This is a genomic window from Bradyrhizobium sp. 149, assembly GCF_023073915.1.
In the GTDB taxonomy this organism is placed as follows: domain Bacteria; phylum Pseudomonadota; class Alphaproteobacteria; order Rhizobiales; family Xanthobacteraceae; genus Bradyrhizobium.
The window spans coordinates 230,284-245,304 of record NZ_JADPKK010000013.1 but is presented as its reverse complement, the minus strand read 5'-3'; the positions used below and the strand labels follow the sequence as shown (position 1 = coordinate 245,304).

Sequence of the window (15,021 nt, the reverse complement as noted above, 5' to 3'; positions counted from 1 at the left end):
GCACCCTCCCGGTAAACGCTATCCCTTGTTGTTCTCCGCAAAGCTGCTGTTACGCGGCAGCAAAATCGTGAACTCGGTGAACGCGCCGGGCTCCGTCGCGACGTCAATCGTGCCGCCGTGCTGCTTCACCACGATGTCGTGGCTCATCGACAATCCGAGCCCGGTGCCTTCGCCGGCCGGCTTGGTGGTGAAGAACGGATTGAACATCTTCTCCTTCACCTCGTGCGGAATGCCGGTGCCGTTGTCGCGGATGCGGATTTCGATGCTGTCGCCCCGGTCGCGCGTTGTGGCGATCACCACCGGCTCGTAATCGGCGGCGCCGCCATCGGACTTGCGCTTGGCGACCGCGTGGAAGCCGTTCGAGATCAGGTTCAGCAGCACCCGGGTGATCTCCTGCGGAAACACTTCCGCTTGCCCGGCCGCGGGATCGAGCTCGCGCTTCAGCGTCACGTCGAAGTGCGGCTTCTCGGCGCGGGCGCCGTGATAGGCGAGGTTGAGGCTCTCCTCGACCAGCGCGTTGATGTCGCTCAGCCGATGTTCGCCGCCGCCTTCACGTGAATGCAGCAGCATGTTCTTGACGATCGAATCGGCGCGCCGTCCGTGCTGCACGATTTTCGCGAGATTGTCTTTCAGAAGCCCGGTCAGCTCGTCCACTTCGCGGCGGACGTCGTCCGCGAGCGGGACAGGCGCGAGCGCCTCGTTCAGCTCGTTCGTCAGCTCGGCCGAGAGCGATGCAAAATTGTTGACGAAGTTGAGCGGGTTCTTGATCTCGTGCGCGATACCGGCGGTGAGCTGGCCGAGCGAAGCCAGCTTCTCGGTCTGGACCAGCCGGTCCTGGGCAGCACGCAAATCGTCGAGCGATTTGGCGAGCTCCCTGGTGCGGTCCTGCACCTCGTTGAACAGGCGCGTGTTCTCGATGGCGATCACGGCCTGGTCGGCGAAGGTCTTGAGCAGCGCGATCGCCTTGTCCGGGAAAGGACCGGCCTCCCGCCGCGTCACGCCGATGGTGCCGATCGCCATACCGTCGCGCAGCATCGGGATCACGAGGATGCTGCGATAACCCCTGGTCCGCGCCAGCTCTCTCATGGCGTCCGTGAGGTCGGGCTCGTTCTGCATGTCGCTGCGGAATGCGAAATCTCCGCTCCTCGCCACCCGGCTGTGAATGCCGGATGCCGACAGCGGCGCGGGGAACGAGCTGCGCAGCTCTTCGTTGCCCGCCTCATTGTCGGTGGTGAAGGCGGCCAGGTGCAGCAGCCCGTCGATGACGCGCGTGACGGTGGAGGAATGTCCGCCGACCAGGGTCTTGGCGCTGTCGGAGATCGCCTGGAACACCGGCGTCACATCCGCGGGCGAGGCCGCGATCACCTTGAGGATGTCGGCGGTCGCGGTCTGCCGCTCCAGCGCTTCCCTCGTGGCGTTGAACAGGCTGACATTCTTGATCGCGATCACCGCCTGGTCGGCGAAGGTCTGCAACAGCCGCACATGATGGTCGCCGAACGCGCCGGTCGCGCGCCGCGTGGCGATGATGACGCCAATGGCCTCGCCGTCACTCATCAAGGGTGCGAACAGCATGCTGCGGTAGCCGCGGGCGCGGGCGATGTCGCGCGCGGCTGGTTCGATCTCGGTGTCGGGCAATTGCGCCGCCACACCATTGGCCACGAGCTGGTAGGGTGGAAACTGCGCGAATGGCACCGGGAACGAGGACTGGAGCGCGCGATCGCCGGCAGGATCGGTCGGCGTGAACGCCGCAAGGTGCGCGGCGCCGTCGATGTAGCGCAACACTGCCGTGGAGAAGCCGCCGATCAGCCGGTTGGCATTGGCGGCAATGGCGTCGAACACCGGCTGCTCGTCGGACGGCGAACCTGCCATCACTTTCAGGATGTCGGCCGTGGCGGTCTGGCGCTCCAGCGCCTCGCGCGTTTCGTTGAACAGCCGCGTATTCTCGATCGCGATCACGGCCTGGTCGGCGAAGGTTTGGAGCAGCTGCACGAGGTCGGTTGCGAACGCGCCGGGTTCGGCGCGGGTGACGCTGATCATGCCGACCGGCGTACCCCGGTTCATCAGTGGCATGAACAAGACGCTGCGGAAGCCGCGCAGCCGTGCAAGGTTCCGGTTCAGCTCCGGGACGTCCGCGGCTTCGCTATCTGGAAACTGGATCGTCTCGCCGCCACGCACCAGCGCGAAGGTCGGAAAGTCGGCAATCTTGCGCGGGAACGACGCCTTCAGCCCTTCATCCGCCTCGGGGCTTGTGGGTGTAAACGCCACAAGGTGGAGTTCGTCGTCGATGAACTGAAGCACGGTGGCGGAGAAGCCGCCGAGCAAACGTCTGGAGCTGGCCGCAATCGCCTCGAAGACTGGCCGGGCATCGGACGGAAAGGCCGCGATGGTGCGCAGGATCTCGGCGCTGGCGCTCTGACGATCGCGGGCAATCGCGAGCTCGCTCCGAAGCTGCGCGTTCTCGGCCGTGGCCGACTGCAACAGGCGCGCGAGTTCCGCGATGTCGTTGGAAGGGATGGTCATTCGCAATCCGGCTTGATGCGGCGAGACGCGCGGCACCAAGGCGGATTATCACATCTCCCGCGGCCGGAGCCAGCACCGGCGGCAGCGAGTTTTGCCGCCAAAATCCGGCCGGATTCACGTGCCCGGCCGCGACACCTCGGTCTCCTTGCTGGTGATGAACTCCAGCAGCACGGGAACGCCTTCCTGCGTCTTCTGGATGCCGCGCTTGATTGCGGGAATGATGTCCTCGGGTCTCGTCACCCGCTCGCTATAACCGCCGAAGGCGCGCGCCATCGCGGCGTAGTCGCCGGAAATGTCGGTCGACCGATATTTTTCAGTCGAGACCGGCATCACCTTCAATTCGATCGCCATCGAGAAATTGTTCAGCAGGATCGACATGATCGGGATGCGCTCGCGCACCGCGGTCTCGAAATCCATGCCGGTGAACCCGATCGCGGCGTCGCCCCAGACATTGATGCAGAGCTTGTCGGGTTTTGCGAGTTTTGCGCCCATTGCCAGTCCCAGGCCGTAGCCGAGCTGCGTCGTCTTGCCCCAGCCGAGATAGGTAAGGGGCTCGACCGACTTCCAGAACGGCGAGAGCTGGTCGCGCGGGCTGCCGGCATCGTGGGTTATGATGGTGTTGCCGATGTTGACGGTGTGTTGCAGGTCCCACAGCACGCGATAGGGGCTCAAGGGCGCATCATTGCTGGTAAGCTTCGGTATCCATTTCGCCAGCCACTCCTTGTGCGAGGCCGCGATCTCGGCCGCGATCGCCGATGCATCGCGATCCGCGGTGACGGTCCTGCCGATCTCCTCCAGCAGGGCGTCGAGCACGAGCCCGGCATCGCCGACGAGGCCGATCCTGGCTTCCACGTCCTTGTTGAGATGGTTCGGATCGAGTGTGGAGTGGATGATGGTCTTGTCTTTCGGCATCGCGATGCCGAAGCTCGTTTCAGTGAAGGAGCAGCCGATGCCGAAAATGACGTCGGCCTCGGCCAGGAACTTCGGCACCGCGCGCGGCACCGCAAGGCCGCCGGAGCCGAGCGAGAGCGGATGCGTTTCCGGAAAGGACGATTTGCCGCCGAGGCTGGTCGTGACGGGAATGGCGAGCCATTCGGCCAGCCGCTTCAGTTGCGGCCATGCCTGTGCGTAATGCACGCCCTGGCCGGCATAGATCACCGGGCGCCTGGCGTTGACGAGCAGCGCGGCTGCCTCCTTCACATGAACGGGATCGGCGCCATAGCGGGTGCGCAGCACCGGCGTGTAGTTCAGCGGCTCCGGCACCTCCTCATTCCAAATGTCGGCAGGAATCTCGACGATGACGGGACCGCCGCGGCCGTTCTTTAGTTTCGTGAAGGCGCGGCGAAAAATATTGGGGACCTCGGCGGCCAGGATGATCGGCTCCGACGATTTCGAAAACGGCTTCATCGCCTCGCTGGAATTGAAGTTCGGCTCGATATGCGCAAGCCGGCGCTGATAGCCCATCGGCAGCACCAGCACGGGAACGGATTCGCCGTAGCATTGCGCGACACCGCCCATCGCATTCTCCGCGCCGGGACCGTGCTGCATGCAGAACGCGCCGATCGAGCGCCCCGATGTCACCCGCGAGATCGCATCCGCCATGTGGATGCCGACGCGCTCCTGCCGCACCATGATCGGCCTGATATCGGCCTTCGCCGCATGCTCGATCAGATGGTTGACCGGATAGCCGCAGAGGATCTCGATCCCCTCGCGCTTCATGATTTCCGCAATCGCGGTGCCGAGCTTCATGGCGTCTCTCTCCCTGGGCAGGCCGGTTGCTCCGGCTGGTTGGGCAGAGAGGATCAGGAATCGGGGAGAGGGTAAAGCGTGAGCAGATGAGAGTCGCGGTAGGTCAGCTATGCAGCGAGCTGGACTACGACCGCTACTTGCAGCTTTGGCAGATCATCAGCTTGCGTTTCAACGCCTCGTCTTCCTGATCGATCAATTGCTCAGCCGCGGCGCCTTTAGTACCCGGATCGGCCCTGGAACCCTTTGCCGTTCGTGACCTTACAGACGGGACTATCTGACTTGAGGTGTCGTTGTCGTCGCCTATGCCTACGCTGAAGCCATCGTAGTCGGAGGCCGGGTTCGGCGCCGATGGAAGCCCGCCGATCACCGGCGGCGAAGCTTCTCTGATGGATGCTGCCGGCGGAGGTCGGGAATTTTTGGCGCCCGCATGCGGCGGCGATGCATTGGGCGGAGAAAGCGAAACCGGCGGCCCGGCCGAAGTCTGTCCTCTCGCGCTGTCCTGCGACCAGACGCCGACAAATGTGAGGCTGAAAGCCAAAAGCATCACGCTTCTCATCCGCACCCTTCAAGCAGCTGTGGTTGGTGGATTGACGTGTGAAAGGTATCAGGACTCACATGGTCGTCAAAGCGCTGCAGCCCGGATTTCGCAGCCGGGACTATGGTTCACAAAGCGTGACCGGCCCGCCGCGCACCAAGCCAGGCGCGGTGAAGTCAAAGAGGAATTTAACGCTTGGGCCCTATCTTGCGCTCGTCATGAGTGACCAAATCGTCCACAGCGAGATTCAACCGTTCTCGGCGCGCGCGGCGCTCCCCTGGCTGGTGAGCATTGGCGTCTATTCCCTGCTGCTGACCCTCGGACCACGGCTGCTCAGTGACCCCGACAGCTATTCCCACATCGAGGTCGGGCGCTGGATCATCGCGCACGGCACGCTACCGGCGAGCGACCCTTACTCCTTTTCGATGCACGGCGCGCCGTGGATCACTTTCGAGTGGCTCTCAGAGATCATCTACGCCGGAGCCTACGCGCTCGCCGGCTGGCCAGGCGTCGTCGTCTTGGCCGCCGCGGCGATAGCGCTCGCCTTTGGCCTGTTCACGTTCTTCCTGCTGCGCGAGCTTTCGCCAACCCAGACGCTGCTCATGGTGACCGCGGCCGTCATCCTGTTGGCGCCGCATATGCTGGCGCGGCCACACGTATTGGTGCTGCCGGTGATGGTGACCTGGGCGGCTGCCCTGGTGCGCTGCATGGATCGTGGTGGGCCTCCGCCGTACTGGGCCCTTCCGCTGCTAATCGTGTGGGCCAATCTGCACGGCAGTGTGGTGCTGGCTCTCGGACTGATCGGCCCTGCGGGACTCGAGGCGCTGCTGCGCGAGAAGCGCAGCGAATGGCCGCGCGTGGTCCTGCGGTGGCTACCGTTCACGGCGCTCGCAGTCGCAGCGTCTTGCCTGACACCCTACGGGCCCGAACCGTTGCTGATGCCGCTGACGACCCTCGGCCTCGGCCCCGCGCTCGGCTGGATCGCGGAATGGCGGCCGCAAGATTTCAGCCACATAGGTTTCTTCGAGTTGCTGCTGCTGGCGGGCATCTTTGCACTCTCGCGCGGGGTGACGCTGCCGGTCGTGCGGGCCTTGGTCGTGATCGGCTTGCTCCATTTCGCGCTGGCCCAGATACGCAATGCGGATCTGCTGGCCGTGCTGGCGCCGCTCTATCTGGCGGCTCCGCTGGGGCGGAAGTTCGGCGGACCGACCGGGGAGGATGCGGCCGGCTCGTCGCGCGGCCTGAACCTGGCCGCGCTCGGCGTGTTGATCGTGGCGAGCGCGGCGACACTGGTGCGTGACATACGGCCGGCTCCGGTCATCACCCCTCAGGCTGCCATCGCTGAAGCCAACCTCGCCAAGGCGGGGCCTGTGCTCAACGATTATTCCTTCGGGGGCTATTTGATCTTTGCCGGCATTCCCAGCTTTATCGATGGTCGCGGCGAACTGTACGGGGGAGCGTTCATCAACCGCTACAATCGTGCCTTGGCGTTGGTCGATCTCGGCGATCTTCTCAAGTTGCTCGACGAATACAACATCGGCGCGACGCTGCTCGCGCCGGAGACGCCGGCGATAGCGATGCTGGACCGGCTGCCCCAATGGCAGCGCGTCTACAGCGACGGCGTGGCGGTCGTGCACAAGCGGCGCGATACGTCGCCAAGATAGATCAAGCGGTCCCGAAGGCGGCGTATTGGCCGCCGAGCGACACACCGCGGAGAGCATCTTCGAGGCGCCGCGCCGGCTTGGTGTCCCAAGGCAGCAGCAGGAAATGGCGCGCACCGATCTCGTGCAGGCCGCCGGCAGCCATCAATTTCCGCGTTGTGCCGGCACCGAGCAAAACGGCGTCCCGATCGAACTCACAACGCGCGACGGCAAGGCGTGTCAGCGGGTTGTACGGATTGTGCTCGATCACGCAGACGAGCCCTCCGGGGCGTGTCACCCGCCGCATCTCTGCGATGAATTGCGCCCATTCGGTCGGCACGACGTGGTGCATCACGCAGACGGCCGTGACCAGATCGAAGCTGGCATCGTCGAAAGGAAAAGTGCGGCCGTCAAACTCATGGTAGTCGACCCAGCCGTTGTCAGCGCGTGCCTGCGCCAGACTGGCCGAGGAAACGTCGATGCCGCTCAAGCGGCCGACCATGCCGTGCAGCAGGGGATGAAGGCTGCCTACGCCGCAGCCGACATCGAGCATTTCGGGCCTCTCCGTGTCGAGCCGCTGTGCGATCAGATTGCCCAGGAGATCGGCCTTGGCGCGCATGAAGAAGTGATGCGGCAAGCCGGAGAAGTCGATCGAGGATTGGACCACGTCACGGTAGTTGTCGTGATAACCGTCGAAGAGCTCGGTCATGCGCTCGGTCACTCGTTGACGGCGTGGATCGCGGGGGCGGCCGCCGCCTCGCTACGGTCGAAGCCAGCGCGTGCCTGCACCACGTAAAGCGGGCGGCGTTTCACCTCGGCATGGATGCGGCCGACGTAAAGCCCCACGATGCCCGTCATCAGCATGTTCATTCCACACAACAGGGACACGACGACCATCGTCGAGGACCAGCCGGTGACGAGATGACTGTCCTTGCTGAGCCACAACAGGACCACCCAGCCGCCGTAGAGCAATGCGAGCCCCGAGACGGTCAATCCGCACCAGATTGCGAGCCGCAAGGGCAGATCGGAAAAGCCGAGCGCGGCGTTCATCGCGAGCCGCACCATCTTGAACAGCGGATATTTGGTCTCGCCCGCTGCGCGTTCGAGGCGGTGGAAGGCGACCTCGGTCTGCCGGAAGCCAAGCCAGGCGATCATGCCGCGCACGAAGCGGTCCTGCTCAGGCATCTGCCGAAGTGCGTCGAGCACCTTGCGATCGATCAGGCGGAAGTCGCCGACATCGGCGGGGATGCCGACCGAGGACATCCTGCCGAGAAGCCGATAGAAGAGATGCGCGGTCGCGCGCTTGAACGGGCTTTCGCCATCGCGCGACAGGCGGCGGGCGTGGACGATGTCGTTGCCTTCCTGCCATTTTGCGATCAATTGCTCGATCACTTCGGGCGGATCCTGCAAATCGGCATCCATGACGATGATCGCTTCACCTTGCGCGGCGTCCATGCCGGCAGTGATGGCGATCTGATGACCGAAATTTCGCGACAGGCCGATATAGCGATAGCGCGGGTCGCGCGTGGCGAGCGCCCGTAGCACGATCGAGCTGGAATCACTGCTGCCGTCGTCGACGAAGATCGCTTCTGCCGGCCCGTCGAGCCGGGACAAGACCAGGTCGAGCCTGCGCAGCAGGACCGGCAGCACGGCTTCCTCATTGAACACGGGGATGACGAGGCTGTAGCGGATCGACTGGAAACTGGCCGCCATGCGAGAGGGTCCAACTCGTTGCAGAAGCGGAAGTCTATGTCGGCGGTGGTTAAGGTGGCCTTGCCACGACCGTTAAGGATATGGGGCGCCGGGGTGGCATCCAACCGGCGGTGCGGATGGTGATGCCCGATTAACCACGCTGGGCAGCCGCGCCTTCGGCCTGGGACCTGCGGCGGATCTTGTAGAGAACAAATCGCTCCGAGGTGTCCAGCGCTTCCAGCAGATCAGGCAGCGGGTTTGCCGCCCGCGGCCCGAGGACATAGAGATAGTCGTAATCCTGGTGCCAGGTGCGGACGAAAGGCGGAACGTCCGCTGGCGGCCGGCTTGCCGCAATCGCGGTAAGCACGTCTAGCGGCACCGGTCCTCCGTAGGGAATGGCAAGACGGCGCACGTCCTCGCGTGGCCGCACGGGTTGCTTGCCCGCTTCCGTGAATAGATTAGGCACGAACGCGTTGGCATAGTGCACGGCGAGCGTCGGCGCATAATACATCGGATATGAGGTGAGGTCGGCGAAGGGGGGGTCTCCATTGTCGTCCGTACTGGCGACGAGAACGCGTGAGCCGCGATCGATCTTGTGGAACGACTCGATGAAGGCCGCATAGACGGTGCGGTAAGGCAACCATACCGCGAGGACGACGGCGAGATTGATCAGTGTGATGCCACTGATCGCGGCGAGTGCGGCCATTCTCCATGCCCGGCTGGGCAGCGATAGCGAGCAGAAGGCCGGCAGGATCAAAGCTGCCGCGGGAATCAAGCGAAGGTCCACGAACGAGGTTCCGAACAGCTTGGAAGGAATGGCCAGGTAGAGAAGCGCAAAGCCGATCGCGATCCAGCTCCCGGCCGGGTCGAGCTTGAGGACGCCGCGTCTTGCGCCGAAAAGCAGCACGACCATCAGCGCCAGCCCGGTCGTTGCCGCGACCGTCAGATTGTAGCCGTTCATGATGCGCAGCGGCCAGATCAGCTTGAATCCGAAAAACCAGCTTGTTCCTTCGCTTCCGATCGAGCCCGCGGTCATGCGCATGATCATAAACAGGGCAAGCGCCGGTATGGCCAACGCGCCGAGCCGCACGACGGTGACCCCGTACGACATTCGCTCGTGGCGGATGCGCGAGAGCTCGTAAAGACCGAGCGTCGCGCCATAGATGCCGAGCGAGAAGAAATGCGCCGCAAACAGCGCCGCGACGAAGATAATGTTGACGGCGAAATGCAACGGCCATGGGCGTTCCGCCAGCATCAGATAGACGGCGATGCCACAGAGGGCCAAGCCCAGGCCGAACTCGAAATTCACGAAGCCCCAGCTGAACGGCAGACAGTAAAGGAAAGCGAGCGCCGCAAAGCCGGCGAGATGGACCCGTCCCTTCCGGGCCCATTCGAGCAAAAGCGCACCCCCGACAACGAGCAATTGGCTCAGGAGCAGAAACAGCCGTGTCGCGGTCTCGACGCTGATCAGCCGTGCCATCTGCGGGACCAGCAGATCCATTCCAAGATTGGGATAGAATGCCCAAGCCACCTCGTAATACGGATTGGCGTCGGGGGTGCCGTTCTGGCTCAGAATATACATCCGGGCGAGATGATTGGGATAATCGACCATCGCGGGGATAGGGGTCAGCAGCACCGGAAGGAACGAGACGGCAGCCAGCATTGCAAGAACGGTGATTGCCACCGATCGGTCCGAGCCAAGACGAGCCCGGATTGTCAAGGTCGGCTTGTCGGAAGGAATCATGTCATCGGGCCGCTGGAGTTTGAGCTTACGCTCTACGATGGTGCGGCCGCACGACACAACGCCATAATGCGAACCTCGCGAAAATCAAGCGGGGGTCGCGGCCGCATGCTCAAGGAAATTCCGCCTCGGGCGAAGCCGTAGCGAGAATACCAAACGCGTATCCGTATTGGAACGTCGACTGCAAAGAGGAGCCCGTCACCGGCGCGCGGACACGCACTGAGCCGACTGTGGCGCGCCGGCTATGTCGGCTACTTCACCGCGGCGCTGATCGAGTCGAATTTGCTGCTCAGGAGTGCGCTGCCCGTGTTGTTCACGGCCGTGATGATCGCGAGCGCGATGCCGGTGGCGATCAGGCAGTACTCGATGGCGGTGGCACCATTTTCATCGGCAAGAAATGACTTGAGCAAAGTCATCGTCAACTCCTGTTCATCCGTCCAACGTAGGCTGGTGCCGTTTTCGGAATGGTAAATTGATTCACTAATTTTTCGTGGGCGCGTCAAAAACGCAGGTCGGATGGTTCTCACCTGTCGTTTCATATGTTGTCATCGATTGACTTAAGGTTTCGTCACCCAAATCGGATGCATTTGGTGATGTCGTCATCCCGCCTTAGGACGAGATCGGGCGTTCCGGCAGGGCCTTGCCGGGGCGTTTCAGCACCGCTGCAAGGCGTCCGACCAGATAGACCACCACGCGCGACTGCGCCCGCGCGCAGCCGCCGGCGAGGCGTTCTTCCTTGGCCGTGTCGTTGACGATGCCGATGTAGTTCTTTCTGGCGTCTTGCTGCTGCACGAGCCCTGCAAATCCCGGTTTCGACCGAGGGGCGACCATGCTGTGCGTAGCCGGAACCGGCGGTTAATTCTGTCTTCCGTACGATTACGTGTCGTCGCCGCGACCGCAGGCGGGCGCGGAAAGCGATGGTGCTGCTTAACCGATTGTTGAGCCTGTTCTCGAAGCCTGTTCTCGGGCAGGTCGGTGGCGGACAGGAGCGCAGACCCAGTGCGGTGCCGGGTTCACGCGCGCCGGCCATCCGCATTCAGCGCCCGCAGCACCGCGATGCGGGCGAACATCATCCAGCCGCCGCCGGTCTCGGCCGCGTTGATCAGGGTTTCGATCGCGGTCTGCCAGTGGCTCGCGTGCAGGATGTCCTCGGGCAGCCGCATGATGTGATCGGCAGCTTCTTGCAGCGTCCGCAGCTTGCGCCCGCCACCCAAGGAAATGGGATCGTCGAACGCGGCCGACCAGGGCATGTCAGGTCGGCCGATCGGCGAGGGGAGGCATCACGGGGCGGTCGAAACGTGCGATGCTGCTAGCCGGCCTTCTTCGCTCGCGCCGGCGCGCGCACCGGCTTGTCCGCCTTTTTGGGAGCGGCTTTCGCAGCAATGTCCTTGCCGCCCTTGCCGGCGATCGGCAGCAGCATCTCGCGCTGGCCTTCGACGCGCTTCTTCGGCTTCTTGCCCTTGGCAGTGTCCTTGACGGTGTCCTTGGCCACCCTGGCCGTGGGGCTCGCGTCCTTCTCGTTCGCGATGCTCTTCTTCAAAGCGTCCATCAGGTTGATGACGTTGCCGCCGGTCTTGGGCGCGGCCTTCGCGGCGATGGGCGCGCCGCTGCGCTTCTTGTTGATCAGGTCGATCAGCGCGGTCTCGTAATGGTCCTCGAACAGCTCGGGCTCGAATGCGCCCGACTTCTTCTCGACGATGTGCTTTGCAAGGTCGAGCATGTCCTTGGTCAGCTTCACGTCCTGGATGTCGTCGAAATAGTCCTTCTCGCCCCGGACCTCGTAGGGGTAGCGCAGCAGCGTCCCCATCAGGCCGCTTCCGAGCGGCTCCAGCGCGATAATGTGCTCGCGGTTGGTCAGCACCACGCGGCCGATCGCAACCTTGTCCATGCTCCGGATCGTCTCGCGGATCACCGCAAAGGCGTCGTGGCCGACCTTGCCATCGGGCACGAGATAATAGGGGCGGATCAGATAGCGGCTGTCGATGTCGGTCTTCGGCACGAACTCGTCGATCTCGATCGTATGCGTGGACTCCAGCGCGATGTCGTCGAGTTCGTCCTTGGTGACCTCGATGTAGGTGTCGGTGTCAACCTTGTAGCCCTTGACGATGTCCTCGGAGGTCACCTCGTCACCGGTCTCGGCGTCGACCTTGAGGTACTTGATCCGGTGGCCAGTCTTGCGGTTGATCTGGTTGAACGAGACCTTCTCGGTATCCGACGTGGCCGGATAGAGCGCGACCGGACAGGTCACGAGCGACAAACGCAGAAAACCCTTCCAATTGGCGCGGGGGGCCATGGGCTACTCCAAACGCAACGGGGACAGAAGACCAAGATACCATCGGGGAACAACGAATCATAGCAAGGCGGATTGCGGAATCTTGCAACTGCGTTAACCGGCCGCCCGGCGCGCGGTTGCGGCCTGATCCGGCCCAAAGGCCGGAACATCATATCCGATCATGCGTTGCCACGGACATCCCGCCGCAAGGAGGTCGCGGCCATCTGACGCGACAGCCAGAGATTGAGGTCACCATGGCAACCACGCGAGACCAACGTCAGATCGTGGAAACTCCGACCGAGGCGCGCCAGGGCGAGCCCGGGCCCTCGGTGGCGGCGCTGCTCGCCATATCCACCGGGCTTGCGATCCTGATCCTCGCCGTCATCTGGTTCGTGTTCTTCCGGACCTGACGGGCACGTCGAGCGGACGGCCCGCACCTTCCGATTCGCCGCGTAACGCGGCAGATTGCGCCCGCCATGCCGCCGGTTCGTCCGGTGGCTTGGCGGGCGCAGTGCGTTGACCGCGAACAGGTCGTATATGACCAAAAAGTAACGCGGCCGGTTCCCCGCGTTCATATTCAGTTCACGCCGGAATTGCTCATCTGTGCGGGTGTTCCATGCGGCCTAATTCTGGAGAGAAGCGTGCGCCTGCTCGTCGTTGAGGACGACCCCGATCTCAATCGCCAGCTCACCAAGGCGCTGACGGACGCCGGCTATGTCGTCGATCGCGCCTTCGACGGAGAGGAGGGGCATTATCTCGGTGACAACGAGCCCTACGACGCCGTGGTGCTCGACATCGGCCTGCCGAAAAAGGACGGCATCTCGGTGCTGGAAGCCTGGCGGCGCAACGGCCGCACCATGCCGGTCCTGATCCTCACCGCACGAGACCGCTGGAGCGACAAGGTTCAGGGCTTCGATGCCGGCGCCGACGATTATGTTGCAAAGCCGTTCCACCTGGAGGAGGTGCTGGCGCGCATCCGCGCGCTGCTGCGCCGCTCGACCGGCCATGCCCAGAGTGAGCTGAGCTGCGGCCCCGTCACGCTCGATACCAGGACCGGACGGGTCAGCGTATCAGGCAATCCCGTCAAGATGACCTCGCACGAATATCGCCTTCTGGCCTATCTGATGCACCATTCGGGGCGCGTCGTGTCCCGCACCGAGCTGGTCGAGCATCTTTACGACCAGGATTTCGACCGCGACTCCAACACCATCGAGGTCTTCGTCGGCCGCATCCGCAAGAAGCTCGACGTCGACATCATCCAGACTGTCCGTGGTCTCGGCTATCTCCTGACCCCGCCGGCCCCCGGCGCTTGAAGCGTCCTGTCTCGGAGTATCTTGTCTCCAAAGAGATCCTGGCTTGACGGGCGGCCCGACAGGGGCCTTGTTCGGGTCATGAGCTCCGACGCCACGCCACCCCGCGCCTCCGGGATCATTCCGATGCCCGCCAGCTCGCTTGCGAACCGTCTGTTCCTGTCGGCGACCGCGTGGCTTGTGGTGATCCTGGCCATCACCGGCGTGGTGCTGTCGTCGGTCTACAAGAACGCCACCGAGCGCGCCTTCGACCGCCGGCTCAATCTCTATCTCCGCACGCTGATCGCCGAGGTCGCCACCCCCGACGAGCCGCCGGACCGCCAGTTCCAGTCGCTCGGCGAGCCCCTGTTCGAGCTGCCGTTGTCCGGCTGGTACTGGCAGATCACGCGGACCGACACCGAAAAGCCGGAGGTGCGTTCCTCGCGCTCGCTCTGGGACAAGAAGCTGCCGAAGCTGGAAGAGCAGGGCACCGAGCTCACCGCCGCCGGCATCCGGATCGCTTATGTCGACGGTCCCGAGGGACAGAACCTGCGCATGGTCGAGCGGCCGGTCGATCTCGGCGCGGACGGCAAATTTCTCGTCAGTGTCGCCGGCGACGACACCGAGATTTTCGACGAGACGCGCAGTTTCGACTACTATCTCGGCGGCACCTTCACCGCGCTCGGTATCGTGCTGCTGCTCACGACCGTGTTCCAGGTCCGCTTCGGCCTTGCGCCGCTCAAGCGCATCTCCGAATCCATCGCCGACATTCGCTCGGGGCGGGCGGAGCGGCTCGAGGGCGAATTCCCGGTCGAGATCGCGCCGCTGGCGCGCGAGACCAACGCGCTGATCGACGCCAATCGCGAGATCGTCGAACGCGCACGCACTCATGTCGGCAATCTCGCCCACGCCATCAAGACGCCGCTCTCGGTCATCGTGAACGAGGCCGGCGCGCATCCTACCGATCCGTTCGCGGCCAAGGTGATGGAGCAGGCCGACGTGATGCGCGACCAGCTCGCCCATCATCTCGAGCGCGCGCGCATCGCGGCGCGGGTATCGATCGTCGCGACGGTGACGGAGGTTGCTCCGGCCATCGAGGGGCTGCGGCGGACCATGGAGAAGATCCACCGCGGCCGCGGCATCGTGGTCGAGGCCGAGGCCGATCCGTCGGCGAAATTTCGCGGCGAGCGGCAGGATCTGGAGGAGATGGTCGGCAATCTCGTCGACAACGCCTGCAAATGGGCGGCCTCGCGGGTCTTCGTCGAAGTTCTGGTGGAAGCGCCGCATCAGGCGAGCACCGGTCCGCGGCTGCGTATCATCGTCGACGACGATGGCCGCGGCCTGTCGGAGGCCGAGCGCGCCCAGGTCTCACGGCGCGGCCAGCGGCTCGACGAGTCCAAGCCCGGATCGGGGTTGGGGCTGTCGATCGTGACCGAGCTCGCCGCGCTCTACGGCGGCAGCCTCTCGCTTGGCGGCGCGCCGACTGGTGGCCTGCGGGCGGAGCTGGTCCTCCCCGGAGTATAATCCCTTGTTCCGACGCGACTATTTGGCTTGCGGCACACCGATCCGCACGAAACCAGGGG

General features: G+C 63.9%; 14 protein-coding genes. 4 read left to right on the top strand and 10 right to left on the bottom strand.

Annotation, left to right across the window (positions count from 1 at the left end):
- Positions 1-18 precede the first annotated feature (18 nt).
- From IVA88_RS06575 to IVA88_RS06565, 3 genes are all read right to left on the bottom strand, one after another.
- Positions 19-2,520, bottom strand: coding sequence for a GAF domain-containing protein (locus tag IVA88_RS06575; protein ID WP_247496471.1), 2,502 nt, complete (start codon positions 2,518-2,520; stop codon positions 19-21).
- A 114-nt stretch (positions 2,521-2,634) separates the two neighbouring features.
- Positions 2,635-4,290 carry a thiamine pyrophosphate-requiring protein gene (locus tag IVA88_RS06570; RefSeq protein ID WP_256466776.1) on the bottom strand — a complete coding sequence of 552 codons (1,656 nt, stop codon included), beginning with the start codon at positions 4,288-4,290 and terminating at the stop codon, positions 2,635-2,637.
- A 112-nt stretch (positions 4,291-4,402) separates the two neighbouring features.
- Positions 4,403-4,825, bottom strand: coding sequence for a hypothetical protein (locus IVA88_RS06565; RefSeq protein ID WP_247496469.1), 423 nt, complete (start codon positions 4,823-4,825; stop codon positions 4,403-4,405).
- A 59-nt stretch (positions 4,826-4,884) separates the two neighbouring features.
- Between IVA88_RS06565 and IVA88_RS06560 the strand changes: the two genes are divergently transcribed.
- The gene (locus tag IVA88_RS06560; RefSeq protein WP_247496468.1) at positions 4,885-6,468 is read left to right on the top strand and encodes a hypothetical protein; all 1,584 of its coding nucleotides are present in this window, start codon (positions 4,885-4,887) and stop codon (positions 6,466-6,468) included.
- A 1-nt stretch (position 6,469) separates the two neighbouring features.
- Here IVA88_RS06560 and IVA88_RS06555 read toward each other — a convergent pair whose 3' ends face one another.
- The 7 genes from IVA88_RS06555 to IVA88_RS06525 form a co-directional block, all read right to left on the bottom strand.
- On the bottom strand, positions 6,470-7,153 hold the full coding sequence (locus IVA88_RS06555) for a class I SAM-dependent methyltransferase (RefSeq protein ID WP_247496467.1): 684 nt from the start codon (positions 7,151-7,153) through the stop codon (positions 6,470-6,472).
- Between the two features lie 8 nt (positions 7,154-7,161).
- Positions 7,162-8,157: a glycosyltransferase family 2 protein gene (locus tag IVA88_RS06550; RefSeq protein WP_247496466.1), complete on the bottom strand. Its 996-nt coding sequence runs from the start codon at positions 8,155-8,157 to the stop codon at positions 7,162-7,164.
- Between the two features lie 130 nt (positions 8,158-8,287).
- Positions 8,288-9,880: a hypothetical protein gene (locus IVA88_RS06545; RefSeq protein ID WP_247496465.1), complete on the bottom strand. Its 1,593-nt coding sequence runs from the start codon at positions 9,878-9,880 to the stop codon at positions 8,288-8,290.
- Between the two features lie 248 nt (positions 9,881-10,128).
- Positions 10,129-10,293: a Flp family type IVb pilin gene (locus IVA88_RS06540; protein WP_247496464.1), complete on the bottom strand. Its 165-nt coding sequence runs from the start codon at positions 10,291-10,293 to the stop codon at positions 10,129-10,131.
- Positions 10,294-10,486: 193 nt separating this feature from the next.
- Complete coding sequence (locus IVA88_RS06535; RefSeq protein WP_247496463.1) at positions 10,487-10,669, bottom strand: hypothetical protein; 183 nt, start codon at positions 10,667-10,669, stop codon at positions 10,487-10,489.
- A 221-nt stretch (positions 10,670-10,890) separates the two neighbouring features.
- Positions 10,891-11,127 carry a hypothetical protein gene (locus IVA88_RS06530; protein WP_247496462.1) on the bottom strand — a complete coding sequence of 79 codons (237 nt, stop codon included), beginning with the start codon at positions 11,125-11,127 and terminating at the stop codon, positions 10,891-10,893.
- A 59-nt stretch (positions 11,128-11,186) separates the two neighbouring features.
- The gene (locus tag IVA88_RS06525) at positions 11,187-12,170 is read right to left on the bottom strand and encodes a Ku protein (protein ID WP_247496461.1); all 984 of its coding nucleotides are present in this window, start codon (positions 12,168-12,170) and stop codon (positions 11,187-11,189) included.
- Between the two features lie 233 nt (positions 12,171-12,403).
- Here IVA88_RS06525 and IVA88_RS06520 point away from each other — a divergent pair, with 233 nt between their 5' ends.
- The 3 genes from IVA88_RS06520 (at position 12,404) to IVA88_RS06510 (ending at position 14,962) form a co-directional block, all read left to right on the top strand.
- Positions 12,404-12,559 (top strand): hypothetical protein, encoded by a 156-nt coding sequence (locus tag IVA88_RS06520; protein ID WP_007593402.1) that lies wholly within the window; start codon positions 12,404-12,406, stop codon positions 12,557-12,559.
- Positions 12,560-12,790: 231 nt separating this feature from the next.
- Positions 12,791-13,462: a response regulator transcription factor gene (locus IVA88_RS06515; RefSeq protein ID WP_027531116.1), complete on the top strand. Its 672-nt coding sequence runs from the start codon at positions 12,791-12,793 to the stop codon at positions 13,460-13,462.
- A gap of 123 nt (positions 13,463-13,585) precedes the next feature.
- A complete protein-coding gene (locus IVA88_RS06510; protein ID WP_247496460.1) occupies positions 13,586-14,962 on the top strand; it encodes a sensor histidine kinase in 1,377 nt (458 codons plus the stop codon).
- Positions 14,963-15,021 lie beyond the last annotated feature (59 nt).